Here is a 23,440-nt window from a genome sequence, read left to right as displayed (position 1 = left end):
TGGGACAAAAGTGGGACCCGACGCGATTCGCCGATCACGAGTAGCGCTTGAACCATGCGTGAAGGTAATCGACGAAGGCGCGCACCTTGGCCGGCAGATAGCGACGGTGCGGATAGACGGCATAGATGCCGCGGTCCTTGGCGATGTATTCGTCGAAGAGCGACACGAGCTCGCCCGAGGCGAGATGGGGCCTTGCGATGAAGTCAGGGATCATGGCGACACCCAGGCCTGCACGGGCAGCGCGCAGGGTGGCTTGCGGGCTGTTCACTTCGATCGGACCGGACACGCTGACGGTGATCGGGCTGCCGTCGGTATCGACGAACCGCAGGCTGTTATGCGACCGCGAATTGGTGTCGATGAGGAAGGGGACACGGGAAAGCTCGCTGGGGTGAACGAGAGGGCCCTTCGCCTCCAGGAAGGCCGGGGTCGCACAGGCATAGACCCGAAAGTCCGAGAGCTTGCGGGCGATCATGCCGGAATCGTCCAGCTTGGTGATTCGGATTCCGAGGTCGAAGCCTTCCTCGATCAGGTCGACGAATCGGTCTTCAGCGACGATCTCCAGAGACAGTTCCGGGTTTTCCTTGGCGAAATCGATCAGCGACTGACCGATCTCGGCGTCGATAAAGGTGCGGGGCAGGGTGACCTTCAGCTTGCCTTTGAGGTCGGCATTGTTCTCGCGCACGAGATCGGCAAGGTTGTCGATCTCCTTCAGGATATCGGCAGCCGTCCTGTAATAGGTATGTCCAGCCTCCGTCAGGGAGAACTGCCGGGTGGTGCGATTGAGCAGCAGGGCGCCCAATTCGTCTTCCAATTCACGGACATATTTGGACAGCAATGCCTTGGATCGGCCCGTCTTGCGGGCGGCGGCCGAAAAACCTTCGGCTTCCACCACATCGATAAAAGCCCGGATCCTCGTCAGCGTATCCATGTCGCTCCCCTGTTGCCGCGCAGATTGTGAACGCGCGAAGTGAATTGTTCAATGAATAGCACGGTCCGCGCAGAAATTAACCAGGGGCGAATTTTCCTCTTGATTATGACGGACAGTTTTCTTATCTCCGTGCTTGCCCAAAGTCGCACGTGCCTGTGGGTGTCCGCCGACCCTCGAACTGGGATTTATCCCTAAGGTGAGGTCATCGGTAAGGTACCTGGAACTAACCCCTCCAGTCGCTATTCCGGCCAACCGGGAAATGCGAGGACATCTTGAAGCAACGACGGTGCGGGCCTTTCTGGTTCTCTGCCGGCTTTCCATCAGTCGGGGTACTGAAGAGGCACACCATCATTGCCGGAAGTGCGGTAGGGTCTCCCTCCAATCCATGGCAGACAAAGCGGATTTATGCGCTCAGGCAAGAGTGCGTTTATCCATCGTTTCGCGCGTCGAGCGTTCGTACGGTACCAGTGTCTCCACCGACTGGTTTCTTGCGATGTCTCGCCGTCCTTTGTCCATCCGAAGTCTCAGGCTTCGGAACCCTTGGCCTATGGAAGGTTGACCGATGACCACTGCACGTATCCTCGACTTCATCAACACCCGACGTCCGGAAGGTCCCTGCCTCGTGGTCGACCTCGACGTGGTGCGCGACAACTTCGGTGCCTTCCGTCACGCCCTGCCGGACAGCGCCATCTACTACGCAGTCAAGGCGAACCCGGCGCCGGAGATCCTCCAGCTCCTGGCCTCGCTCGGCTCGAACTTCGACTGCGCTTCCGTTGCCGAAATCCAGATGGCACTCGATGCCGGCGCCACCGCCGACCGCATCTCTTTCGGCAACACCATCAAGAAGGAGCGCGACATCGCCCGTGCTTTTGCACTCGGTGTCAACCTCTACGCAGTCGACAGCCATGAGGAAGTCGAGAAGATCGCCCGTGCCGCTCCCGGCGCTCGCGTGTTCTGCCGCGTCCTGACGGATGGTGAAGGCGCCGAATGGCCGCTGTCGCGCAAGTTCGGCTGCGTGCCGCAGATGGCCGTCGACGTTCTCGTCTACGCCCACCAGCTCGGCCTCGAAAGCTTCGGCGTCTCGTTCCATGTCGGTTCGCAGATGACCAAGGTCGATGCCTGGGATGGCGCCCTTGCCGATGCCAAGCGCGTGTTCAACTCGCTGGCCAAGCAGGGTATCGTCCTGAAGATGGTCAACATGGGTGGCGGTTTCCCGACCAAGTACCTGCGCGACATCCCGTCCGCAGAGGCTTATGGTCAGGCGATCAACGCGTCGCTGAAGAAGCACTTCGGCAACAACATCCCGCAGACCATCATCGAGCCGGGCCGCGGCATGGTCGGCAATGCCGGCGTGATCAAGGCGGAAGTCGTGCTGATCTCGAAGAAGTCCGACAATGACGAGCATCGCTGGGTGTTCCTCGACATCGGCAAGTTCGGCGGTCTCGCAGAAACCATGGACGAAGCGATCCGTTACCCGATCCGCACCGTTCGTGACGCCGATGACATGGAGCCCTGCGTCATCGCCGGCCCGACCTGCGATTCGGCCGACGTGCTCTACGAGAAGAACATGTATCCGCTGCCGATCTCGCTCTCGATCGGCGACGAGGTCCTGATCGAAGGCACCGGCGCCTACACCACCACCTATTCGGCGGTGGCGTTCAATGGCTTCGAACCGCTGAAGTCCTACGTCATCTGACGTCTCCCGTGCCGGCCAACCGGCACGGACCTTCACAATCATCGTCACCGCTTGGGATGGGAGGCCACCATGGCCGCTGTTCTGACCAGCATGCGCGCGCTTTTCGCGCCGGCGCCTGCCTTTGTCATCGATACCGAAACGCCAGCCGACGTCGTCGCGCGTGAGGCGCTGCTCGACCGTGCCATGGGCACCAATCGCCGCAAGAAGTCGTCGGAGAAGATCCGTCGCAACCGGATCCCGGCCGAGGGGCTGGCGTTCGTTGCGCGTGATCCGGCGGGGCATGTGATCGGGACCGTGCGCCTGTGGAATGTCGAGGCCGGCGTTAGCCGCGAAGGCAAGGCCATTGATGCGCTGCTGCTCGGTCCGCTCGCCGTCGATTCGGCGCATGAGGGCAAGGGTATCGGTGGCGCGCTGATGCGGGCCGCCCTCCTCGAAGCCCGCAAGCGCGGCCATGGTGCCGTGCTTCTGGTGGGTGACGCACCTTACTACGAGCGCTTCGGCTTTTTTGCCGACAAGACGCAGCATCTGGTGATGCCGGGTCCGTTTGCGCGCGACCGCTTCCTGGCGCTGGAACTCGTGCATGGCTGGCTCGAAGGAGCCGCCGGCATGGTGGTCGCGTCGGGTCGCAAGCTGTCGCAGCCGACGAACCTGCGCCGCGCAGCCTGAGTGAAGGCTCCCGGATGCTCGCTGAAGGGCCCGGCCGCGACTCGTTCGCGCCGGGCCCTTTCCTTTGGTGGTCGACCACAGCCGCATGACGAAGGTTTTTTCCAATCGTCAACTCTGGCCGTGTCGTGGCGGTCACAGTTCGAGCGGCGATCGTTGTTCTTCATAATCAAGCTCTAACCTATTGATCTGGCTCAAGTGGCTCGCCTCTCTCAGGCTGCTAGCTGGCATCGGCTTAACGCCAATGCTTGTTTCAAGGAGAGAATGATGACCACCGTCCGGACTGCCTCAACCCGCGCTCTTGTCGCGACCGCCACACTGATGCTGCTTACACCGGCAGTTTCGGCGGCGGATCTCGCGCCACTGATGGAACCCGCACCGGAGGCGGCGACCGAGGCGGTGGCGGCGACCAGCCCCTGGCAGATTCGTGTCCGCGGTCTCGGCGTGATCACCAATGATTCGGGCTCGGTGAATGGCGTTGCGGGCTCGGACCTGTCCTACAGCAATAGCGTGATACCGGAACTCGACATCACCTATTATCTCACCGACAACATTGCCGCCGAACTCATCCTCGGCACCACCTATGCCAATATCTATGGCGAGGGTGCACTCGCAGGCGTGGGCAAGGTGGGCAAGACCTGGGTGCTGCCGCCGACGCTGACGCTGCAATACCACTTCACCGACTTCGGCGCCTTCAAGCCTTATGTCGGCGCCGGCGTGAACTACACCATTTTCTACAGCCAGGATGGCGACGCGGCGACGAGCCTCGATGTGAAGAATTCGTTCGGCACGGCGCTGCAGATCGGCGCCGACTACATGGTCAACGAACATTGGGGCGTTAACTTCGACGTGAAGAAGCTTTTCCTCAAGGCCGATTTCGACGCGACGATTAACGGCACGGACTATTCCGGCAAGGCGAAACTCGATCCATGGCTGATCGGCGCCGGCGTCACCTACCGTTTCTGATCGCCGGGCGGTTTCTTTTTTTGAGAGGGGGCGGATGCCGTTGGCACCGTCCCTTTTTTGCGTCTTCGGCCAGCAATGGATGCCGTTGATGTCGTGATATCAACGGGTTGAGGATCTTGTGCCAGGTCGGAAGCCCGACTGCACCTGTTTCCTGTGTTGCAAATCTCACGCAGTGTTCACGCACTGCTGACAGGCTCGTCCATTTTTCCGCCACACGAAGGAACCATTTTGCTGCTCGATACTTCTTGCTGCGGGTCCTGTGCGGAAAATTATCGCATGGGCGGGAACAAAACCGCTGGTTGGGTTTAGGTGGTTATGTTGTATAATCATCACATACATGAACCACAGATGGCGCTATAAGCGATCTTGTAACACAGGAGTTTATCACATGATCAAAAGCATCCTTCTCGGATCTGCCGCCGCTCTGGCGATTTCGACCTCGGCTTTCGCGGCTGACGCCATTTACGAAGCCCCGGCTGAGCCGCCGGTTGCCGTCGAAACTGTTCCGCAGTTTTCCTGGGCAGGTGGCTATGCAGGTATCCTGACCGGCTACGGTTGGGGTGACGGCGAAGTCGGCGCGATCGACGAGAGCTTCGACGGCGCTCGTTTCGGCGGCTTTGTTGGTTACAACTGGGACCTCGGCAACCAGCTGGTTGTTGGCGTTGAAGGCGACCTGAACTACGACTGGAACGAAGAAACCATTGCTGGCACGGATTATGAGTCCGGCCTCAACTGGTCGGCACGTGCCCGCGTTGGTTATGCTATGGACCGCGCACTGCTGTTCGCAGCAGGTGGTTACACCGGCACCAACATCGAAGGTGCTGGTGACGACGACACGCTGCATGGCTGGACCATCGGTGGTGGCGTTGACTACGCTCTGACCGACCGCATGTTTACCCGCGTCGAATATCGTTACAACGACTTCGGCAGCGGTGACCTCGGTGGTGCGGACGTCGACTTCAGCCAGCACACGGTGAATGTCGGCCTCGCCGTCAAGTTCTGATTCAACTGATCTGACACGGAAAAGCCCGGCTTCCTCGCGGAAGCCGGGCTTTTCTGTTTGCGGTTCCATCAGGCGGCGCGATGCTCGATCGCGGTAGCCTCTGTGCCGCGGATATCGCTTCGGCGATTGAGCTGGAAGCGATTGACCAATGAGGTCAGCTGAACCGCACCCTCGGCAAGCGTGTGGCTGATAGCCGTGGTTTCCTCGACCATTGCCGCGTTCTGCTGCGTCATCTGGTCGATGCTGTTGATGGCAGCACTGATTTCCTGCAAGCCGATGGCCTGCTCGCGGGCTGCTGTCGCGATGGCATCGACATTGGTGTCAATGCGGCTGACGAAGTCGCCGATCTGATCAAGGGCGCTGCCGGTTTCGCCGACGAGCTGGACGCCGGATGAGACCTCGACACTGGACTTCTGGATGAGGCCCTTGATGTCGCGCGCTGCGTTGGCAGACCGCTGGGCGAGTTCGCGGACTTCCTGGGCGACAACCGCAAAGCCCTTTCCGGCTTCGCCGGCGCGGGCCGCCTCGACCCCGGCATTGAGAGCGAGCAGGTTGGTCTGGAAGGCGATCTCGTCGATGACGCCGATGATCTGGCCGATCTCGGACGAAGCCGATTCGATGCGCTCCATGGCCGAAACGGCGGAGCGAACGACGCTTCCCGAAGCCACGGCGCAGTTCTTCGCGTCCCGTACCAGTTCACGGGTGTCGCTCGTGCGCTGTGCGGAGGCCCGTACCGTGGCGGTCACCTGTTCCAGAGCTGCCGAGGTCTGTTCGAGTGCTGCGGCCTGCTGTTCGGTGCGGCTTGCAAGGTTGCCGGAGGCTTCGCGCATCTCCTGGCTGTTTTCCAACAGGCGGCGGGTCTCCTCCATGACCTTTTCCAGCGTCGCCTGGAAGGTGGCGATGGAATGGTTGAAGTCCTGGCGCAGGGGTTCGAAGCGGGCATCGAAGGCTTCGTCCAGGGTGATGCGGATGTTGCATTCGGCGAGACGGTGAAGGCCGGCGCCCAGCGCCTCTATGACGAAGCGCAGCGCTTCCGCCTCGATCGTCCGATCCTGGTCGCGCAGCGCGCGTTCGCGATCTGCCTCGGCACGTGCCGCTTCGGTCTCTGCCTGCAGGCGCTGGTTTTCCAGACCCGACTGGCGGAAGACTTCCACCGCTTCGGCGATGTGACCAATCTCGTCGCGGCGATTGGCATGGGGAACGGTTCCGGTGAAGTCGCCGGAGGCCATGTTGGTCATGAAGCCGGTGATCTCACCGAGCGGTTTCAGAGCGCGGCGGTGGATGAAGTAGACGCTTCCAAGGGCCGTGGCGATCAGCATGAGGCCGAGCGTCAGCAGCAGGGCTTCTTCGCTCGCGGATTTGGCTGCCGCGTAGGATTCGCGCCCGACGAGATAGTCGCCGGCCATGGTCACCAGTTCGTTGACCGAGGTCTCATGGTCATGAAACTCTAGCTTGAGCTTCACGAGCACCGGCGTGGTAGCGCTGGCATCGCCGGCAGCAAGAGCCGGTTTCAGTTCATTCTGCAAAGTCGTCCAATAACGGTCGCCCTTGGCGATGACTTCGTCGTAGAGCTTGGCACGCAAGTTATCCGGCAGCGTCGAGTTCTTCCAGTATTCCCGGCGCTCGTCATAGAGCTTGTGGAGCAGATCGAAGCGCGGCAGGTTCACGGCCGCGGTGTCCGGATGAACGAAGACTTCGTTGGCCAGCGCGTAAGATTCGATCAGATAGAGCGGGGGCGGCAGGATGTCGGCGATCAGGTCCTTTCCGTCGACGATCTCCTTGTAGATGGGGCCGTTGACCTTGAGGGTCTGCAGTGTCTGGGCGCCTACGCCCGCGACCGCGACAATGCCGGCGGCGAGGGCAAGGCCTGCCGCCGTCACCACGATTTTGAGGTTCAGGTTCATGTGTCGTCCGTTTCGAACGCGCGCCGCGGCCGGGCGCAGGCGTCTGCGCCCTCGGCTCAGCTGCCGTGGTTGGAGAGAATAATCAAAGTTGAATTCAGAGGAATGATTCCAGTCCCAGCGAGACGCGGCTGTCTTGTCTCTCGCTCGCCTCCCCGAAATTAGGGAGGCAATCACTACCACATGGTTAAGGTGAGTATTCGGTGAACGGTTTAGTGCAAGATTTAGGTATTTTTGACCTTAGGCGCGATTTTTGTCGCCCATACACGCAACCAAAAGGCTTTGAGGGCCGATTTCAGACAATCAGCCGGTGATATCGATCACACCGCAGTCGCCCGTTTCGGAGCCGAAGGCGAGCAGTTTGCCGGTGCTGCTCCAGGCAAGCGAGGTGATTGCGCCCTTGCCGGGACGCCGCAACAGCGCCTCTTTTCCGTCGGCGATGCGGACAGCAAGGATCATCCCGTCGATGAAGCCGATGGCCAAGACTTCCTCCATCGGATGGAAGGCGACCTGGGTGACGAGGATATTGGCGCGTGTGCCAAGTTCCAGCGGTGCCTTGCCCATGGGGCCGTCCTTGCCCGAAAAGGGCCAGACGATGGCGGCCGGCGCGCCCGACGAGGCAAGCCATTTGCCTTTGGGCGACCAGGAGAGCGACTTTACCTTGGCCGGGTAACCGGTCATGCGCATGTGGCGCGTGTCGGAGGATTTGCCGTCGAGCTTCCAGCCGTGCAACGCGCTTTCCTGCATCATCGTCACGACAAAGCGGCCATCCGGTGAGAAGGTGACGCCGGTATGAGCGCCCTTCCACTCCAGATCGACGGGTGCGCCCGACGTGCCGACCCAGTGCAGGGTCACCCCGTTGTAGCGGGCAACAGCAATTCGCAGCCCCTTGGGCGCAAAGTCGACGGCTTCGACCGTGCGCTCCTCCACGAATTCCTTGGTCGTGCCATCGGCGAGACGCACGAAGGTCGACTTGCCGACCGCATAGGCGACAGCACCCTGTGGCCCGGGCGCAACGACCGAGATCCACTTGCGCGGTACATGCGCCAGTTCAGTGACGGTCCCGTCATGGGCGATGCGCAGGACACGACCGTCTTCGCCGCCGGTCAGGAGGGTCTGGCTCGCCGGATCCTTGACGCAGGTGAGGAGGCCGGCATTGGCTTCCGTCACCTTCTCGCCGCCGTCCAAGCGGTGGACGGCACCCGTCGCGGCAGCAAAGACCGGGATGTCTCCTAGGAAATGCGTGGAGACTACATGACCTTCGATATCGAGAGGGGCGACTGTGGGCATAGGTTCAGGCTTTCTTTCGGGCAATGTGCGGGCGGGGAGGGCGCGGGGCGCGCCCACTCCGACAGATCAGGCGGTGGCTTCGCAGGCCTTGAAGCTTGCTTCAAGCTTCTCGCGGTCGAGTTCGCGGCCGATGAAGACCAGGCGGCTCTCGCGCTTCTCGCCGTCCTTCCACGGGCGCTGATGGTCGCCTTCGACAATCATGTGCACGCCCTGCACGACATAGCGCTCCTCGTCGCCCTTGAAGGCGATGATGCCCTTGAGGCGCAGGATGTTCGGGCCTTGCGTCTGGGTCACCTTATGGATCCAGGGGAAGAAGCGGTCGGGGTTCATCTCGCCACCGCGCAGCGACACCGAGGTCACCGTCACATCATGGATCGGGGACGGACCGTGATCGTGATGGTGATGATCATGGCCATGATGGTGGTGATGGTCGTGATCATGGTGATGATGATCGTGGTGATGGTGATGACCATGATCATGGTCGCAATCCGGGCCGCAGACGTGATCCGGATCATCGTGGTCCAGGAAGTGCGGGTCGTTCTCCAGTGCGCGCTCGAGGTTGAATGCGCCCTGATCGAGCACCTTGGCGAGATCCACGCCGGAGCGGGTGGTCGAGTAAATGCGGGCCGACGGGTTGATCGCACGGACAATGTGTTCGATCTGGTGCAGCTCGTCGTGGGAGACGAGGTCAGCCTTGTTGATCACAACGACATCGGCAAAGGCGATCTGGTCTTCGGCTTCGCGGCTGTCCTTCAGACGCAGCGGCAGGTGCTTGGCGTCGACCAGGGCGACGACCGCGTCGAGCTCGGTCTTGGACCGAACGTCATCGTCCATGAAGAAGGTCTGGGCAACCGGAACCGGATCGGCAAGGCCCGTGGTCTCGACGATGATGCCGTCGAAGCGGCCCGGGCGGCGCATCAGGCCTTCCACGACGCGGATCAAGTCGCCGCGCACCGTGCAGCAGACGCAGCCATTGTTCATCTCGTAGATTTCTTCGTCCGACTCGACGATCAGGTCGTTGTCGATGCCGATTTCACCGAATTCGTTGACGATGACTGCGTATTTCTTGCCGTGGTTCTCGGACAGGATCCGGTTCAGGAGCGTCGTCTTGCCGGCGCCGAGATAGCCGGTGAGCACGGTGACGGGTGTCGGTTTCGCGGTTGCTTCGGTCATGAAAGCCTCTGATGTCAGGGGGCGCCGGGCGATGCGGCTGTAATGGTATTACCCCCATATAGGGGTTCCGGCCATTCAGTTCAAAGGCTTTCGTGAGGTTCAGTCGGTGGTGAGCGCGGAGCGGAGATCCGTGCGGCCGAAGTCGTCGCCGACATAGAGGAGAGTGCAGTCAAACTCCTCGGCGGTGGCATAGGAAAAGCACTCGCCGAAATTGAGTGCGGCGGGGTGGAAGCCTTTGCCGAAGCGTTGGTAGGCGAAGCTGGCTCGTTCCGCTCGTGCCGATGTCAACGGGATGACTTCAATCGCGGACGCTGAGATGAGCATCTTCATTTCCGTGAGCCGCTGATTGCGCGCAGCGACAATGTGGGCTTCCGTTATCGTGCCGGCAGACATCAACAGCCGCCGGGATGAGTCAGCCAGAATAGTCTCACATTCGATCGCGGCAGCTTCGGTTTTGAGGATCGCCATCAGTGCCGAGGTGTCGACGACGATCACTTGGGTAGACCGTGTTCGTCATACAGAAAGTCCTGGCTCCTTTCTGCCGTTTCCCCGGGAAATGGATCAGGTAACTGCGAAATGCGTTCGCGTATCTCTCTAAAGACCTTGCGCCTTTCCTCTTCGGAAAGGGGTGCCCGCGTTTCGACGGTCTCGATGGGGCGCAAGACCGCGGCATCCTGGCCGTCGCGGGTGATGATAACGGGTTCTCCGCTTTCAACGCGCTCTATGAGTTCTTCGACCCTTGCTGCTGCCTGTTCCATGGAAACACGCATGTTTTCCCCTCATGGTCTCTTCCAACATATATGCGCTTTCCCCTTGGAGCCTTCAAGCTCACGTCAGTGTTGCCACGTCGAACCGATGAACGTCGTCCAACAGTTCAACAATCCCCTTCACCGCATGCGTGATCAGCAGCTCACCTCTCTCTGCCGTGGCCGCTGCGGCATTGCCTGCCACGCCGTCCGGGTTCAGATCCGACATCTTCCAGCCGAATGCATGCGGGCCATAGGCGCGCAGGTGTTTGAAGCGAGCCGCGAAATCCGACTGGTGCGAGTGGAAGGCTCTCGCTTTCGTCATGTCGACCTGGTCCGGCGCAAGGGCCAGCATGACCGAGGTTTCGATATCTCCGCCATGGATGTCGATTGCCTTTTCTTCCGGTGAGATCCAGCCGTCCGGCTGACCGAAGCGGGTCCAGCTCGTGGCGACCACGAGCATGTTCAGACGGACGCGCGCCTCGGTCGCGACGATGGTGAGCAGCGGGGAGTTGCCGCCATGGGCGTTTAGCAGGACCAGCTTTCGGATCCCCTGATCGCGGAGGTCTGTGGCGATTGCTAGCCAGCGGTTTACCGCCTCGTCAAATGTGAGGGTGCGTGTGCCTTCGACGTCTATATGCTCGATGGAGTAACCGATGGGTTCGACCGGCAGGAAGGTGACAGGCAGATGGTCGGGGAGGGCATTCGCCACGCGCTCGACGATGCCGGAGGCAATGATCGTGTCCGTCTCGAAAGGGAGATGGGGGCCGTGCTGCTCGTGCGCGCCGAGAGGCAGCACGGCAATCCAGTCGTGCCGATCTGCGGCGGTCAGGTGCGGATCGTTATCCTTGAACCAAGGGCCCGGTTTCGCCATCTGGCCTAATCTCCTGATCTTCGTTATGCATGGCAACCGTCGCGACAGGGATGAAGTAGCCACCGCAGCGTGTGCCGACCGGGGAGAGTCATGGCGAAAAAGGACAAGGCCGACAAGGACCGCGGCGAAAAGAAGAAGGCCAAGAAGAAGTCGCCACCAGGCTCCGGCGTGCTGAGTGCTGCCGTCACCCAGGTTGCGCGCGCCATGCGCACGCGCCTCTCCCATGGTCTTGCCGAAAGTGGCCTTTACCCCGGCCAGGACGGTGTGGTGCAGCTGCTCGCGCAGGAAGACGGTCAGACGCCAGGGGCGCTTGCCCATCAGCTGGGGGTCAAGGCACCGACAATGACCCGAACGATCGGCCGAATGGAGGCGCAGGGCTTTGTCCAGCGCCGGACCGATGATCGCGATGGCCGGCTCACCAAGGTCTACCTCACCGACGAAGGTCGCGGCAGCGTCGCACGCATTGCGGAGGCGATGGCCGACTGCGAGACGCTGGCCGTTCAGGGCCTGTCCGGGAAAGAGCTGAAGACCCTCGTGAAGCTGCTCTCGTTGATCGATGATAATCTCTCCGGCCATGGGGAATCGCGCTCTGCGCACGAGGCCGATGACGACGATTGATCTTGTCGATTAAACTGTTTAATTAAAACGTTTAAGGGCGGTAAAGCGCCCACCGGTCTGCTGCGAGGGAGGAAACGTGGCACAAAAGGTAAAGCTTTCGACCATTGCGGAAACGCTGGGTCTCTCCACCGCAACCATCTCGCTCGCCCTGCGTGACAGCCCGCTCGTTGCCGCCGACACGCGTGAGAAGATCAAGGAGCAGGCCCGGGTTCTCGGTTACATCTACAACCGTCGTGCCGCCAGCCTTAGAACCTCGCGCTCCGGCATCATCGGTGTGGTCGTGCACGACATCATGAACCCCTTCTACGGCGAAATCCTGAAGGCCATCGAGACCGAGCTCGACCGGAGCCGGCATACCTTCATTCTCTCCAACCATTATGACAGCGTCGACAAGCAGCGGATGTTCGTCGAGACCCTGCTGCAGCTCGGCGGCGACGGGGTGATCATGTCGCCCGCGATCGGCACGCCACCGGAAGACGTGCTGCTCTGTGAAAACAACGGCATGCCGGCGATCTTTGTGGCGCGCTCGATGGAGGGACTCGACGTGCCGATCTATCGAGGCGACGACACCTACGGGATATCGCTGGCCACCAACCATCTCATCGGTCTTGGTCACCGCTCGATTGCGATGATCGGCGGTACGGATCAGACCTCGACGGGGCGCGACCGTTACCAGGGTTACGTGAACGCGCTGCGCAAAGCCGGGATCGAGGTCGATCCGGGGCTTCGCATCCCCGGCCCCCGAACCAAGCAGGGGGGCTTCGAAGCGGCCGTCAACTTCCTGTCCCTGCCGCAGAAGCCGACGGCCGCCGTGTGCTGGAACGATCTCGTCGCGATCGGGTTGATGAACGGCATTGCACGCGCGGGGCTCGTTCCCGGCCAGGATATCTCGGTGACGGGCTATGACGATCTTGAGGAGGCCTCGATCGCCACACCCTCTCTAACCACCGTCTGGAATGGTCAGGCCGAAGTGGGGCGGCTGGCCGCGCGTGCGCTGCTCGACAAGCTTGCCGGCAGTCATGAGCCTGACGGCATTCACCTGATCAAGCCCGAGATGCGCATTCGCCAGTCGACGGGCCCGATCCGCCGCTGAAGCGCGGCCGGCTGACCCAGCCGGCGGCTCCCCACCCAGACCGCCAGAGGAGACAGCCATGTCCGATCGCCCCCTCGTGTTGATCCCCGGCCGCATCAATCCCCGCGTCCGATCCCGCCTTGCCGAGCAGTTCGAGCTCGTTGAAGTCGCCGATGCTTCGGCTGCAGATTGTGACCCGGATATCCTTCAGCAGGTGCGCGGCGCAGCCGTTTCCGGCCGTTTCCCTGCCGCGCTGATCGAGCGGCTACCGAAGCTCGAGGTAATCGCCAGCTTCGGCGTTGGCTATGATGGGGTGGACGTGAAGGCCGCGGCTCAGCGAGGGGTCGTCGTCACCAATACGCCCGATGTGCTGAATGACGAAGTGGCGGATACGGCCATCGCATTGCTGCTCAACACCATCAGGCGCTTTCATTTTGCCGAGCAGTTTCTGCGCGAAGGGCGGTGGGAGAAGGAAGGGGCCTTTCCTCTTTCCCCGATGTCGCTGAAGGGCCGGAAGGTCGGCCTGCATGGACTGGGGCGGATCGGCATGGAAATCGCCTCCCGGCTCGTGCCCTTCAAGGTCGAAATCGCCTACCACACGCGGCGCCCGCGCGCGGATGTCGCCTACACCTATCACGACAGCCTCGTCGGCATGGCCAAGGCGGTGGATATCCTCATCTCGATCGTCCCGTCGACGCCTCAGACGAACGGCGCCATCAATTCTGAGGTGCTGGCCGCACTGGGGTCGGATGGCGTGCTGATCAATGTCGGTCGCGGTTCGACGGTGGACGAGCCCGCGCTTATTGCGGCCCTTCAGAACGGCACGATTGCCGCGGCAGGTCTCGATGTGTTCGCCGACGAACCGCATGTGCCACAGGCGCTGATCGACCTTCCCAATGTCTCGCTGCTGCCGCATGTCGCGTCGGCCTCTGTGCCAACGCGTGATGCCATGGCCGATCTGGTGGTCGATAACCTCATTAGCTGGTTTGAGGGCCGTGGACCGCTGACGCCGGTGCCCGAAACGCCTGCGGCCCGCTGATTCGGCTGTTCAGCCTTCGGCAAGCTTGAGAGCGCATTCTTCCGAGACTTGGGGTCTCGAGCGGAAGGATGCTCCGATGAAGTCCTCTCTCGTCATCGTGGCGACGGCATTGATATGTGCGGGTGTTTCGGCGGCGGGTCTCGGCTTCTGGGCGAGCTCGGCACCCTCAGACGCAGTGACTGCGGATCCGATCGTGCTCGGAACGATCCCGACCACTGTCGGACAGTCGCATCCGACGATTGCGTCGCTGAGGACAGCCCCGGTCTCGCCTCCGGCCATCTTCTCGGTCTCGAATTTTACCCGCAAGACGGTCTGTCTGGTGGAGCGTGGTGCGGCGCTCACCAGCCGCAGTCGTGACTTCTACGCGCCACCGGATTGCGAGCAAGTCTGGCCCGGCCTGACACGGGCAACCACCTGGACGCAAAACGAGGATGGCAGTGTCACCATCAGTGATACCGGTGGTGGCACACTTTTGACGCTCGTTCGCGGCCGGCGCTTTTCCTATGAGGTCACCGACGCCGCCGATGCCGATCTCGCGCTTCTGATGCTGCCTTGAGTGCAAGATAGCCTCTTGGACGGCTGCTGGCTCGATCGGTCAGACTCGACCGTCTGCTTCGCTCAAGTATTTTGTCTGATTGCGCTAACATCGAGCCTCGGAAATAGGCCACGACGAAGTGAAACCTCTCATCCAAAAGAATAGCTTGCAAGCGCTTGAAACGCTTTGACCAAAATGGTTAGCTCGCACATCGCTGCCGGGAGGGGCCGCCGATGCCCGCCGGTAGGGCAACAACTGGGAGGAAGTTTATGGATCGTCGTTCATTTATCAAGAAAGCCGGTGTCGCCGGTGCAGGCGCTGCCGCGTCCACCGTGTTGGCCGCACCTGCCATCGCGCAGGAAATGCCGAAGGTGACCTGGCGCTTGACGTCGTCGTTCCCGAAGTCGCTCGATACCATTTACGGTGGTGCCGAAGATCTCGCCAAGAACGTGTCGGATGCAACCGGCGGCAACTTCGAAATTCAGGTATTTGCTGCAGGCGAAATCGTACCCGGCCTTCAGGCCGCCGATGCCGTATCGGCCGGCACGGTCGAGATGTGCCATACCTGCTCCTATTACTACGTCGGCAAGGACCCGACCTTCGCCATCGGCACGGCCATTCCCTTCGGCCTGAATGCACGCCTGACCAATGCCTGGTTCTATGAAGGCAACGGCAACACGCTGCTCAACGAATTCTATGCCACGCATGGCCTCGTCGGCTTCATCGCCGGCAACACCGGTGCTCAGATGGGCGGCTGGTTCCGCAAGGAGATCAACACGGTCGACGACTTCAAGGGCGTCAAGATGCGCATTGCCGGTCTTGCTGGCCGCGTGGTCGAGAAGCTCGGCGTGGTGCCGCAGCAGATCGCCGGTGGCGACATCTATCCGGCTCTCGAGAAGGGCACGATCGACGCGGCTGAATGGGTCGGTCCCTATGACGACCAGAAGCTCGGCTTCAACAAAGTTGCGCCGTTCTACTATTACCCGGCCTTCTGGGAAGGTGGCCCGGTCATCCACGCATTCGCCAACAAGGAAAAGTTCGAGGCTCTGCCGCCGGCCTACCAGGCGGCCCTGCGCGACGCGTGCGCCTATGCCAACACCAACATGATGGCCAAGTACGACCTCAAGAACCCGAAGGCGATCAAGGAACTCGTGGCCGCCGGCACGCAGCTGCGTCCTTATAGCCAGGAGATCCTCGAGGCCTGCTTCAACGCGGCGATGGAGCTTTATGCGGAAATCGGCGCGCAGAACGCAGCGTTCAAGAAGATCTATGAAGACCAGGTGGCCTTCAAGCGCGAAGCCTATCTCTGGATGCAGCTGTCGGAATACACTTACGACACCTTCATGATGATGCAGCAGCGCGCAGGCAAGCTCTAAGCGATCGCCTGTTCCATCTTCGGCCGGCCTCCTTCGGGAGGCCGGTTTTTTTATGCGCGAGCGCTGCTCCTCTGCCCGCTCAAAAAGAAAGCCCCCGGGAGGGGGCTTTCGAGGTGTCTCAGTTGAAGGCCGGAGGCTGGCTCAAATCCGGTGTGGCGGGCGCGGCCGGCGGCGCCGATGGCGCTGCCGGAGCCGGGGTCGAACCCCCGCCGAAGTCCAGCGGCGGTAGGCCGAGGCTTGGTGCCGGAGCCGCCGGTGCCGATCCTTCAGGGGCCGGCGCCGGTCCGGAGCCGAAGCTCGGCGGCGGCAGACCGAATGACGGGGCAGGTGCTGTGCCACCGCCAGCGTCCGGCTGACCGAAGGACGGCGCGGGGCTTGATCCGAAGCCAGGCAGTTCGATCTGGATGCTGCCCGGGTCGGTCGTCGTCGGTGTTCCCTTGTAATGCATGACCAGTCCGGGGAAGGAGATAACGGTGATGATCGCCAGGAACTGGATGATGATGAAGGGAAGCACGCCTTTGTAGATGTCGACCGTCTTGATGCCCGCCCGCATCTGTCCCGTCACCTTGTCCTTCCATTGTCCTTCCGGTGCGACGGAGCGCAGGTAGAAGAGCGAGAAGCCGAACGGCGGCGTCAGGAAGGACGTCTGCAGGTTGATCCCGAGGATGATGCCGAACCAGACAAGGTCGATCCCGTGGCTCTGGGCGACCGGAACCAGCAGCGGCACCATGATGAAGGCGATCTCGAAGAAGTCGAGGAAGCAACCGAGGATGAAGACGATGATCGTGACGACGATCAGGAAGCCGTATTCGCCGCCCGGCAGCGCCAGCATCAAATCCTCGATCCAGACATTGCCGTTGATGCCGTAGAAGGTCAGGCCGAAGACGCGGGCGCCGATCAGGATCATCATGACGAAGGCCGACAGGCGCGTCGTGGCGTCCAGAGCGTTCTTCAGGATGGCCAGGTTCAGGCGGCCCTTGGCAGTCGCGATGATCAGGGCTCCGGTGGCGCCCATGGCGCCGCCTTCCGTCGGCGTCGCAATGCCGAGGAAGATGGTGCCGAGCACGAGGAAGATCAGCGCCAGCGGCGGGACCATCACGATGATGACCTCCTGGGCGAGCCGCGAGATCAGGTTCAGCTTCATGCCACGGTTGAGGAGCGCAAAGACATAGACCGTGACCACGCCGAAAGCGAGCGCTGCAACCAGCTGCCATTCCGCGCTGGCAACGCCGGTGAACAGCAGATGATAGCCGAGGAAATAGAGGCCGGTGCCAATTGCGATCATCACCAGCAGCGAGGTCACGCCGTCACCGAGGGTGCGGGCTTCCTTGGGCAAAGCAGGGGCCCATTCCGGCTTGATGATGGTGACGGCGAAAATGTAGAGGCAGTAGGCCGCGATGATCATCAGCGCCGGATAAAGCGCGCCGACATACATGTCGCCGACGGAACGGCCGAGCTGGTCGGCCATGACGATCAGAACCAGCGATGGCGGCACGATCTGTGCCAGCGTACCGGAGGCGGCGATCGTGCCGGAGACCAGCGGGCCGTTATACTTGTAGCGCAGCATGATCGGCAGCGAGATCAGACCCATGGCCATGACGGATGCGGCTACGACGCCGGTGGTTGCGCCAAGCAGGGCGCCGACCAGGATCACCGCATAAGCAAGACCCCCGCGCACCGGGCCGAACAGCTGGCCGATGGTGTCGAGCAGGTCTTCCGCCATGCGCGACCGTTCTAGGATGATGCCCATCAAGGTGAAGAACGGGATCGACAGCAGGGTGTCGTTGTACATGATCCCGTAAATGCGTTCCGGATGGGACTGAAGCAGCGGCCAGAACAGGCGGATCTCGGAGGAGATGTGCGAGAGTTCGACGCCGACGACGAAATAGATGAGGCCGCCAGCTGCCAGCGTGAAGGCGACGGGATAGCCGAGCAGCAGCATCAGCATGACGCTGGTGAACATGATCGGCGCGAGGTTGTGCGCGATGAAGTCGATCATCTCAGGCCTCCTTGCCTTCGGTTGCCGGTGGGGTGACGCTTGCGTCATCGATCCGGCCCATCAGCACGGCAGCGCGCTTGATGATTTCGGAGAAGGCCTGGGCGGTCAGGAGGATGAAGCCGATCAGAACGACGGCCTTCGCGGGCCAGATGACCAGGCCGCCGGCGCTCGAGGAGACTTCACCCGAACGGAAGGACAGCCAGAACCACGGCCAGGCGAGATAGGCCATCAGCCCGGAGAAGGGCACGAGGAAGATGATGTGCAGGATCAGGTCGATCCAGTCGCGGGTCCGCTTCGTCCATCCGCTGGACAGGATGTCGATGCGGATATGTTCGTTGCGAAGCAAGGCATAAGCAGCGGCAAGCATGAAGACTGTGCCATAGAGATACCATTGCAGTTCGAGCCAGGCGTTCGACGAGATGTCGAAGACCTTGCGAATGACGGCATTACCGGCGCTGATCAGAACCGCGGCCAGGAGCAGCCAGGAAACCCAGCGCCCGATGGCCCCGTTGATCGCGTCGATCAGCCGGGAAACAGCCAACAGGATTGTCATTGTGTTTGTTCTCCCCTTGTCTTTTTGTGCTTAGAGCAATGGCAAACCGGGCGCAACTCAACAGCGCTTGTGGTTCTGGCGGGCATACGAAAGTCGCAGTTCCCGCTCTTTCGATCGGCCTGAGCGGATGCCGTGAGCTTGATTACCCGTCTTGATCCATTCGTCGCATTTTAATGGTTTCCCTATGCCGCCCTTAAGAGGTTGTGACTTACTCGTTTGCGTCCCGCATCGAAGCAGTGCATTTTAGAAATTGCTTCGTTATGCACATTACTGTGACGTTTTAGTACATGCTTTTTGCCCTTCGGACCGGGCACAGGGATTGGAAGAGACATCGTTTGGCAGCTGAGGTTTCACGTCCAGCCGCGCCGGGAGGGCAGATCATGAGGGCCGACAAGGGGCCTGAGCACAATGTGCCCACGGATGTCTATCTCTCGTTCGTGAGCTCCCTGTTCGACAACCGCTTCACGCTGTTCACCGGCATGGTTGTCCACATCCTGACCTTCGTCACTGTCTATGTTCAGACCGGTGCGGGTTTCTATCTGCTGCTCTGCGGCTGCTTCGTTCTCGTCTTCTCCTTTCGCCTGCATTCGTTTTTCCTGTTCGATCGTGAGGACAAAACCGCGCTGAGCCGCGAACAGATCGCGGCCTGGGAACGGCGCTATGTGCTGGGCGGTGCGTTGACAGCCGCTATTCTCGGGATTGGTAGCGGCTATGCCATGCTCGCATTCGAGGACACGTTCGCGGAACTCGCATGTATAGCCGTGGCCATGGCGTCGATGGTGTCCGTTGTCGGGCGCAATTATGGTTCCCGGCTCGCTGTAGACTTGCAGACGCTGGCCTGCTGCGCGCCGATGGTGATTGGCAGTCTCCTTGCGCAGGACATCTTCAAGTCGTTGCTATCACTCATGCTGGTGCCCTTTGGGCTCACGGTCCGATCGATGGCCAATGGCGTCCGAGACTTTCTCTATGAAAATGTCATCGCCTCGCGCGAGATGGCGAAGATCGCCGACCGCTTCGACACGGCTCTGAGCAACATGACGCACGGCCTGCTGATGCTCGACCCGAACAACCGGATCGAGGTCGTCAACCGCAAGGCCTGTGAGTTGCTCAACTTGGGCGACCGTCGACGGCTGACGGGCTGCGACCTGGATGTGGTCCTGCGCTACGGCGTGCGGCACACCTTTGTCGACGGTGCCATGCCGAGTTTGCTGCAGAAGCAGCTTTCCCAACTCACGCAGGGGCTAACCAGCCGAGCCGTGATGCATTTTTCCGAGGACCTCGTTCTCGAGTTCTCCGCCAAACGGCGCGACGAGGGTGGCGTTGTCCTGATCTTCGAAGATGTGACGGCTCGTGTGCGCGCGGATCGCAAGATCCTTCACATGGCGCGTTACGATGCGCTGACGGGGCTGCCGCAACGCAGCTATTTTGCCGAACTCGTGCGCGACCGTCTGGATCGCCCGGGCGAATACGGACCCGTTGTCGGGATGCTGCTGCTGGACATCGCCGATTTCAAGCATGTGAACGACCTCAAGGGGCACATCACGGGCGACAAGCTGCTCGTCGCTGTCGGGGAGCGGTTGACGGAACTGGCTGCCGGCAAGGCGGTCGTTGGACGTCAGGTAGGCGATCACTTCATCTTCTTCTTCCCGAATGTGCAGGGGCGGCCGGATCTCGAGATCGAGATGAAAGGTCTACATGCTGCGGCGAGAGGAGAATACGAAATCGACGGCACCCGCTTTCCGATCAACTTCTCTGCCGGCGCAGCACTGGTAGACACCGCTGAAGGCGATATGGAGGCGTGGCTCGTCAAGCTGGACATCGCGCTCTTTGAATCCAAAGCACGCGGACGCGGAAATTTCACGCTGTTCGTCGATGAGATGGATGCTCGCTATCTTGAGCGTCAGCGGCTGAAAGCAGACTTGCGTGCCGCTGTGGACAGCCATGGCATCACGGTCGTCTATCAACCGATGTTCACCCCGGATGGTCGTAAGCTGGCCTGCTGCGAAGCGCTCGCCAGGTGGCACCACCCGGAAAAAGGACCGATCGCCCCCAACATCTTCATCCAGATCGCGGAGGAGATGGGTATCGTTACCGACATCACGCATCAGGTCCTGCAGAAAGCATGTGCCGATTGCCGGACCTGGCCTGAATCCATTGGCGTGTCAGTAAACCTTTCAGTCCAAGACTTGAGGCAGGGAGATCTTGCTTCAACAGTAGAGAAGATCCTGACGAATGCCGGATTGCCAGCGGCACGCCTCCATCTGGAGGTGACCGAAAGCAGTCTTATTGAAGAGCTCTCTGCTGCGCGTGACGTGTTGGAGCAACTGAGATCACTCGGCATAACCATCTCTATTGACGATTTCGGCACCGGATTTTCAAGTCTGAGCTATCTGGACACACTGCCCGTTGACGTCGTCAAGATCGATCGGTCGTTTGTTCGGAACATTGGAGAGGACGCCCGTCGCCTCAAACTGTTGCGCGGTATTGTCAGCCTCACGCGGGGGCTTGATATCGGCATTGTTGTCGAGGGGGTGGAGACCCGGGAGCAACTTGCTCTCATCAAGAAACACAATTGTGCTGACCTCATTCAGGGCTATGTGTTTTCCACACCGATAGCGACCCACGCCATCGAAGGTCTTGCGGAAGAAGCGTCCCTTCATGGCCTGTCAGGTCACGCCGGCGTCGCCTGAGGCTGCCCAAGCAAATTAGAAAACTCAGCTCCGCCGTGACTCGGTCCTGCCGCTTGGAAACGCGTAGTCGCATATGCGACTGTTAACCTTAACCTATGGGGTTTTAATTTGTTATTAATATTTGGGGGCGCGGCAGGGAACAATGCGTGCTAGCCATTCACCGGGTGTTAACCATGGTGAGCGTCGGGTATGGAACTTGAAGGCTTTTCGGAGCGACTGATGCGATACCTCGACTATGTCGAGTATCGCCGCATTGAGACGCAAGAGGATTTTGAAGACATCGAGCATCTCCGCTACAAGGCATATAAAGCAGCGAATGTGCTGCCGGTCGCGGCACCAAGTATGATCGATGATGCCGACTTTGATAGACATGCCTATGTCTTCGGCATCTACTATTTCGAAGAGCTGGTGAGCACCATCAGGCTCCATCACGTGACACCTTCCCACCCGCTTTCTCAATCTGAAGGGGTGTTTCCGGATGTTATGGAAGCCTATCTCGATGCTGGGCTGACCCTTATCGATCCTGCCCGATTTGCTGTCGATCCACAGGTCGCGGCTGAGCTGCCGATTCTACCTTATATAACGCTACGTCCCAGCATTGTTGCTGCTGCCTATTTCAAGGCTGATCGCGTGCTGCAGCACGTGCGCCCGCATCACGCTGCGTTTTATAAGCGCGTGTTTTATGCGGAGACAGTCGTGGAGCGCCGCATGACCGAGATATACGGTCTTGAACTCACTCTCATGGCGACCAATACCCATACGACCGGGTCGAAGTTGCTCAAGCGTTATCCCTTTTTCGATTCGGGCGTTCACGAGCGGCGGCTGATGTTCGGGCGCGGGGAGGGGCGGTTGCCGACGACGCCGCTGACGATTCTGCCTTCGGCGCGGCTCGTGGCCGATGGGAAGATCATCGGTGCGGTGGCGGGCCGTGATTATTGACCACGATCCCCGGATGCGATTGCACTTGGGCCGGCCTTTGTGTATGCGGAAACAGAGAAAATTTCGCCCACAGCCGCGTCCTTGCGTGATTCTGCCGTGGTGCCGTCTGGCTTAAGATTTGGGAGATCGAACATGAGCGAACATCATTCCGGTCCGGTCGAAACCGGTGCTTCGATGGACTACAAGGAGCACGAGAAGACCTATGACCTCTTCATCGCCGGCACCAAGTATGGCACCGCCATCCTGGTCGCGCTGATGATCGCCATGGCTGCTGGTTTCTTCGGCGGCGCCGGCCTGCTCGGTGGCCTCTTCATCTGGATCGTGCTGTCGGTTGCCGGCGTCTTCATGATGCGCTGATCAGCGTCGAAAAACTTCGAATGTCAGAGGCGGTCCGGAAACGGGCCGCCTTTTTGTTTGCCGTCTCATCCGCCCAGCATGGATAACAAAAAACGGCGGGTCTCCCCGCCGTTTGGAACCTCAGTGCTGTGTCGGCCCGTCAGGTCGTGCCGCGCGTGCGCGCAAGGCCCTGCTTGGCCGGCTCGTATTTCGGATCGAGGCGCAGCGCATGGCTGTAGGACTTGGCGGCCCGTGCCTTGTCGCCGCGGCGCTCGTAGACAAGCGCCTGGTTCGCCCAGCTTTCGGCGATGTTGCCGTTGAGCTCGATGGCGAGGTTGAAGTCGGCGAAGGCGTTTTCGTCGTCGTTCAGCGCGATGTAGGAGACGCCACGGCCATTGTAGGGTTCCGGGGCGCGCGAGGAGAGCGAAATCGCCTTGGAGAAGTCTTCGATGGCCTTCGGGTGGTCGCCGCGCAGCTGATAGATCAGGCCGCGATTGTGGTAGGCGCGACCGTCCGTCGTATCGAGCTGGATCGCGCGGTTGAAATCGCCGAAAGCTTCGTCGATGCGGCCAGCCTGGCGGTAGATGTTGCCTCGGCCGATATAGGCGACGTCGTAATTCGGGTTGATCTTCAGCGCCGCATTGTAGTCGGCTGCCGCTTCAACCGGCTTACCCATGTTGCGATAGACCAGCGCGCGGTTGGCGTAAGCCTGGAAGAACTGCGGATTGAGCTGCAGCGCCGTGTTGAAATCGTCGAGCGCCTGCTTGAACTGGCCGGCGCGGCCATAAGCCGAACCACGAACGTTGTAGCCCTCCGGATCGCGCGGATTGGCCTGGATAACGGCTGTCAGCGAGGCGATGTTTTCGTCGGATCCCTGCGCGCGATCGAGCCGAATGACATCCGTCGTTTCCGTCGTCGTGGCACAGCCTGCCAGGGTCAAGGCAGCAAAGAGAGCAGCTGCAGATGCCAGTCGCGATCTGGATGCGACAGAGGAGGCTGGGGAGAGCACGGAGGTTTTCGTCATGAGGCGCATCATCCGGCGG

22 protein-coding genes are annotated in these 23,440 nt (G+C 60.8%); 12 read left to right on the top strand and 10 right to left on the bottom strand.

What is annotated here, in order from left to right:
- Window positions 1–34: 34 nt before the first annotated feature.
- Complete coding sequence (locus tag M1E12_RS13585; RefSeq protein ID WP_136538091.1) at window positions 35–928, bottom strand: LysR family transcriptional regulator; 894 nt, start codon at window positions 926–928, stop codon at window positions 35–37.
- A 562-nt stretch (window positions 929–1,490) separates the two neighbouring features.
- Between M1E12_RS13585 and odc2 the strand changes: the two genes are divergently transcribed.
- From odc2 to M1E12_RS13565, 4 genes are all read left to right on the top strand, one after another.
- Window positions 1,491–2,624 carry an ornithine/lysine decarboxylase gene (odc2, locus tag M1E12_RS13580; protein WP_479562151.1) on the top strand — a complete coding sequence of 378 codons (1,134 nt, stop codon included), beginning with the start codon at window positions 1,491–1,493 and terminating at the stop codon, window positions 2,622–2,624.
- Window positions 2,625–2,693: 69 nt separating this feature from the next.
- Window positions 2,694–3,290 (top strand): GNAT family N-acetyltransferase, encoded by a 597-nt coding sequence (locus tag M1E12_RS13575; protein WP_479562150.1) that lies wholly within the window; start codon window positions 2,694–2,696, stop codon window positions 3,288–3,290.
- Between the two features lie 318 nt (window positions 3,291–3,608).
- Window positions 3,609–4,253 (top strand): OmpW/AlkL family protein, encoded by a 645-nt coding sequence (locus M1E12_RS13570; protein ID WP_479564886.1) that lies wholly within the window; start codon window positions 3,609–3,611, stop codon window positions 4,251–4,253.
- 388 nt (window positions 4,254–4,641) lie between these two features.
- A complete protein-coding gene (locus tag M1E12_RS13565; protein WP_479562149.1) occupies window positions 4,642–5,256 on the top strand; it encodes an outer membrane protein in 615 nt (204 codons plus the stop codon).
- A 68-nt stretch (window positions 5,257–5,324) separates the two neighbouring features.
- Here the strand turns inward: M1E12_RS13565 and M1E12_RS13560 are convergent, their stop codons facing one another.
- The 6 genes from M1E12_RS13560 to M1E12_RS13535 form a co-directional block, all read right to left on the bottom strand.
- Window positions 5,325–7,160: a methyl-accepting chemotaxis protein gene (locus M1E12_RS13560; RefSeq protein ID WP_479562148.1), complete on the bottom strand. Its 1,836-nt coding sequence runs from the start codon at window positions 7,158–7,160 to the stop codon at window positions 5,325–5,327.
- Window positions 7,161–7,460: 300 nt separating this feature from the next.
- Window positions 7,461–8,447: a WD40 repeat domain-containing protein gene (locus M1E12_RS13555; RefSeq protein ID WP_479562147.1), complete on the bottom strand. Its 987-nt coding sequence runs from the start codon at window positions 8,445–8,447 to the stop codon at window positions 7,461–7,463.
- Window positions 8,448–8,513: 66 nt separating this feature from the next.
- Window positions 8,514–9,620: a CobW family GTP-binding protein gene (locus tag M1E12_RS13550; RefSeq protein ID WP_479562146.1), complete on the bottom strand. Its 1,107-nt coding sequence runs from the start codon at window positions 9,618–9,620 to the stop codon at window positions 8,514–8,516.
- Window positions 9,621–9,719: 99 nt separating this feature from the next.
- On the bottom strand, window positions 9,720–10,115 hold the full coding sequence (locus tag M1E12_RS13545) for a type II toxin-antitoxin system VapC family toxin (RefSeq protein WP_479562145.1): 396 nt from the start codon (window positions 10,113–10,115) through the stop codon (window positions 9,720–9,722).
- Window positions 10,112–10,390 (bottom strand): type II toxin-antitoxin system Phd/YefM family antitoxin, encoded by a 279-nt coding sequence (locus M1E12_RS13540; RefSeq protein WP_479562144.1) that lies wholly within the window; start codon window positions 10,388–10,390, stop codon window positions 10,112–10,114. The genes M1E12_RS13545 and M1E12_RS13540 overlap by 4 nt, the downstream gene beginning before the upstream one ends.
- A gap of 58 nt (window positions 10,391–10,448) precedes the next feature.
- A complete protein-coding gene (locus M1E12_RS13535; protein ID WP_479562143.1) occupies window positions 10,449–11,240 on the bottom strand; it encodes a creatininase family protein in 792 nt (263 codons plus the stop codon).
- A 90-nt stretch (window positions 11,241–11,330) separates the two neighbouring features.
- Between M1E12_RS13535 and M1E12_RS13530 the strand changes: the two genes are divergently transcribed.
- From M1E12_RS13530 to M1E12_RS13510, 5 genes are all read left to right on the top strand, one after another.
- Entirely contained in the window at window positions 11,331–11,858 is a 528-nt protein-coding gene (locus M1E12_RS13530; protein ID WP_479562142.1) for a MarR family winged helix-turn-helix transcriptional regulator, read from the top strand.
- A gap of 76 nt (window positions 11,859–11,934) precedes the next feature.
- Entirely contained in the window at window positions 11,935–12,951 is a 1,017-nt protein-coding gene (locus tag M1E12_RS13525) for a LacI family DNA-binding transcriptional regulator (protein ID WP_113461048.1), read from the top strand.
- A gap of 58 nt (window positions 12,952–13,009) precedes the next feature.
- On the top strand, window positions 13,010–13,969 hold the full coding sequence (locus M1E12_RS13520; RefSeq protein WP_479562141.1) for a 2-hydroxyacid dehydrogenase: 960 nt from the start codon (window positions 13,010–13,012) through the stop codon (window positions 13,967–13,969).
- A gap of 76 nt (window positions 13,970–14,045) precedes the next feature.
- Window positions 14,046–14,525: a hypothetical protein gene (locus tag M1E12_RS13515; protein ID WP_479562140.1), complete on the top strand. Its 480-nt coding sequence runs from the start codon at window positions 14,046–14,048 to the stop codon at window positions 14,523–14,525.
- 248 nt (window positions 14,526–14,773) lie between these two features.
- The gene (locus M1E12_RS13510) at window positions 14,774–15,880 is read left to right on the top strand and encodes a TRAP transporter substrate-binding protein (protein ID WP_136538104.1); all 1,107 of its coding nucleotides are present in this window, start codon (window positions 14,774–14,776) and stop codon (window positions 15,878–15,880) included.
- 118 nt (window positions 15,881–15,998) lie between these two features.
- Here the strand turns inward: M1E12_RS13510 and M1E12_RS13505 are convergent, their stop codons facing one another.
- Both M1E12_RS13505 and M1E12_RS13500 read right to left on the bottom strand, forming a co-directional pair.
- Window positions 15,999–17,879 carry a TRAP transporter large permease gene (locus M1E12_RS13505; protein ID WP_479562139.1) on the bottom strand — a complete coding sequence of 627 codons (1,881 nt, stop codon included), beginning with the start codon at window positions 17,877–17,879 and terminating at the stop codon, window positions 15,999–16,001.
- 1 nt (window position 17,880) lies between these two features.
- A complete protein-coding gene (locus M1E12_RS13500) occupies window positions 17,881–18,432 on the bottom strand; it encodes a TRAP transporter small permease subunit (protein WP_136538106.1) in 552 nt (183 codons plus the stop codon).
- A 335-nt stretch (window positions 18,433–18,767) separates the two neighbouring features.
- Between M1E12_RS13500 and M1E12_RS13495 the strand changes: the two genes are divergently transcribed.
- The 3 genes from M1E12_RS13495 to M1E12_RS13485 all read left to right on the top strand — a co-directional run bounded on the left by M1E12_RS13495 (window position 18,768) and on the right by M1E12_RS13485 (window position 22,418).
- Window positions 18,768–21,122, top strand: coding sequence for a putative bifunctional diguanylate cyclase/phosphodiesterase (locus M1E12_RS13495; protein ID WP_479562138.1), 2,355 nt, complete (start codon window positions 18,768–18,770; stop codon window positions 21,120–21,122).
- A gap of 219 nt (window positions 21,123–21,341) precedes the next feature.
- Window positions 21,342–22,061: an N-acyl amino acid synthase FeeM domain-containing protein gene (locus M1E12_RS13490; RefSeq protein WP_479562137.1), complete on the top strand. Its 720-nt coding sequence runs from the start codon at window positions 21,342–21,344 to the stop codon at window positions 22,059–22,061.
- Between the two features lie 132 nt (window positions 22,062–22,193).
- The gene (locus M1E12_RS13485) at window positions 22,194–22,418 is read left to right on the top strand and encodes an aa3-type cytochrome c oxidase subunit IV (protein ID WP_113461040.1); all 225 of its coding nucleotides are present in this window, start codon (window positions 22,194–22,196) and stop codon (window positions 22,416–22,418) included.
- Window positions 22,419–22,557: 139 nt separating this feature from the next.
- Here the strand turns inward: M1E12_RS13485 and M1E12_RS13480 are convergent, their stop codons facing one another.
- A complete protein-coding gene (locus M1E12_RS13480; protein WP_246034977.1) occupies window positions 22,558–23,421 on the bottom strand; it encodes a tetratricopeptide repeat protein in 864 nt (287 codons plus the stop codon).
- Window positions 23,422–23,440 lie beyond the last annotated feature (19 nt).

The organism is Rhizobium sp. K33 (assembly GCF_056501445.1).
The sequence above is the reverse complement of the archived record's forward strand: the minus strand, read 5'-3'. Positions and strand labels throughout refer to the sequence as shown.

Bases quoted from the DNA above. Each gene is read 5' to 3' on its own strand.
- M1E12_RS13530 (WP_479562142.1), top strand. From the start codon at position 11,331: ATGGCGAAAAAGGACAAGGCCGACAAGGACCGCGGCGAAAAGAAGAAG.
- M1E12_RS13500 (WP_136538106.1), bottom strand. From the start codon at position 18,432: ATGACAATCCTGTTGGCTGTTTCCCGGCTGATCGACGCGATCAACGGG.
- M1E12_RS13570 (WP_479564886.1), top strand. From the start codon at position 3,609: ATGCTGCTTACACCGGCAGTTTCGGCGGCGGATCTCGCGCCACTGATG.
- M1E12_RS13505 (WP_479562139.1), bottom strand. From the start codon at position 17,879: ATGATCGACTTCATCGCGCACAACCTCGCGCCGATCATGTTCACCAGC.
- M1E12_RS13560 (WP_479562148.1), bottom strand. From the start codon at position 7,160: ATGAACCTGAACCTCAAAATCGTGGTGACGGCGGCAGGCCTTGCCCTC.
- M1E12_RS13510 (WP_136538104.1), top strand. From the start codon at position 14,774: ATGGATCGTCGTTCATTTATCAAGAAAGCCGGTGTCGCCGGTGCAGGC.
- M1E12_RS13485 (WP_113461040.1), top strand. From the start codon at position 22,194: ATGAGCGAACATCATTCCGGTCCGGTCGAAACCGGTGCTTCGATGGAC.
- M1E12_RS13575 (WP_479562150.1), top strand. From the start codon at position 2,694: ATGGCCGCTGTTCTGACCAGCATGCGCGCGCTTTTCGCGCCGGCGCCT.
- M1E12_RS13550 (WP_479562146.1), bottom strand. From the start codon at position 9,620: ATGACCGAAGCAACCGCGAAACCGACACCCGTCACCGTGCTCACCGGC.
- M1E12_RS13515 (WP_479562140.1), top strand. From the start codon at position 14,046: ATGAAGTCCTCTCTCGTCATCGTGGCGACGGCATTGATATGTGCGGGT.
- M1E12_RS13540 (WP_479562144.1), bottom strand. From the start codon at position 10,390: ATGCGTGTTTCCATGGAACAGGCAGCAGCAAGGGTCGAAGAACTCATA.
- odc2 (WP_479562151.1), top strand. From the start codon at position 1,491: ATGACCACTGCACGTATCCTCGACTTCATCAACACCCGACGTCCGGAA.
- M1E12_RS13480 (WP_246034977.1), bottom strand. From the start codon at position 23,421: ATGACGAAAACCTCCGTGCTCTCCCCAGCCTCCTCTGTCGCATCCAGA.
- M1E12_RS13535 (WP_479562143.1), bottom strand. From the start codon at position 11,240: ATGGCGAAACCGGGCCCTTGGTTCAAGGATAACGATCCGCACCTGACC.
- M1E12_RS13585 (WP_136538091.1), bottom strand. From the start codon at position 928: ATGGATACGCTGACGAGGATCCGGGCTTTTATCGATGTGGTGGAAGCC.
- M1E12_RS13520 (WP_479562141.1), top strand. From the start codon at position 13,010: ATGTCCGATCGCCCCCTCGTGTTGATCCCCGGCCGCATCAATCCCCGC.
- M1E12_RS13555 (WP_479562147.1), bottom strand. From the start codon at position 8,447: ATGCCCACAGTCGCCCCTCTCGATATCGAAGGTCATGTAGTCTCCACG.
- M1E12_RS13565 (WP_479562149.1), top strand. From the start codon at position 4,642: ATGATCAAAAGCATCCTTCTCGGATCTGCCGCCGCTCTGGCGATTTCG.
- M1E12_RS13490 (WP_479562137.1), top strand. From the start codon at position 21,342: ATGCGATACCTCGACTATGTCGAGTATCGCCGCATTGAGACGCAAGAG.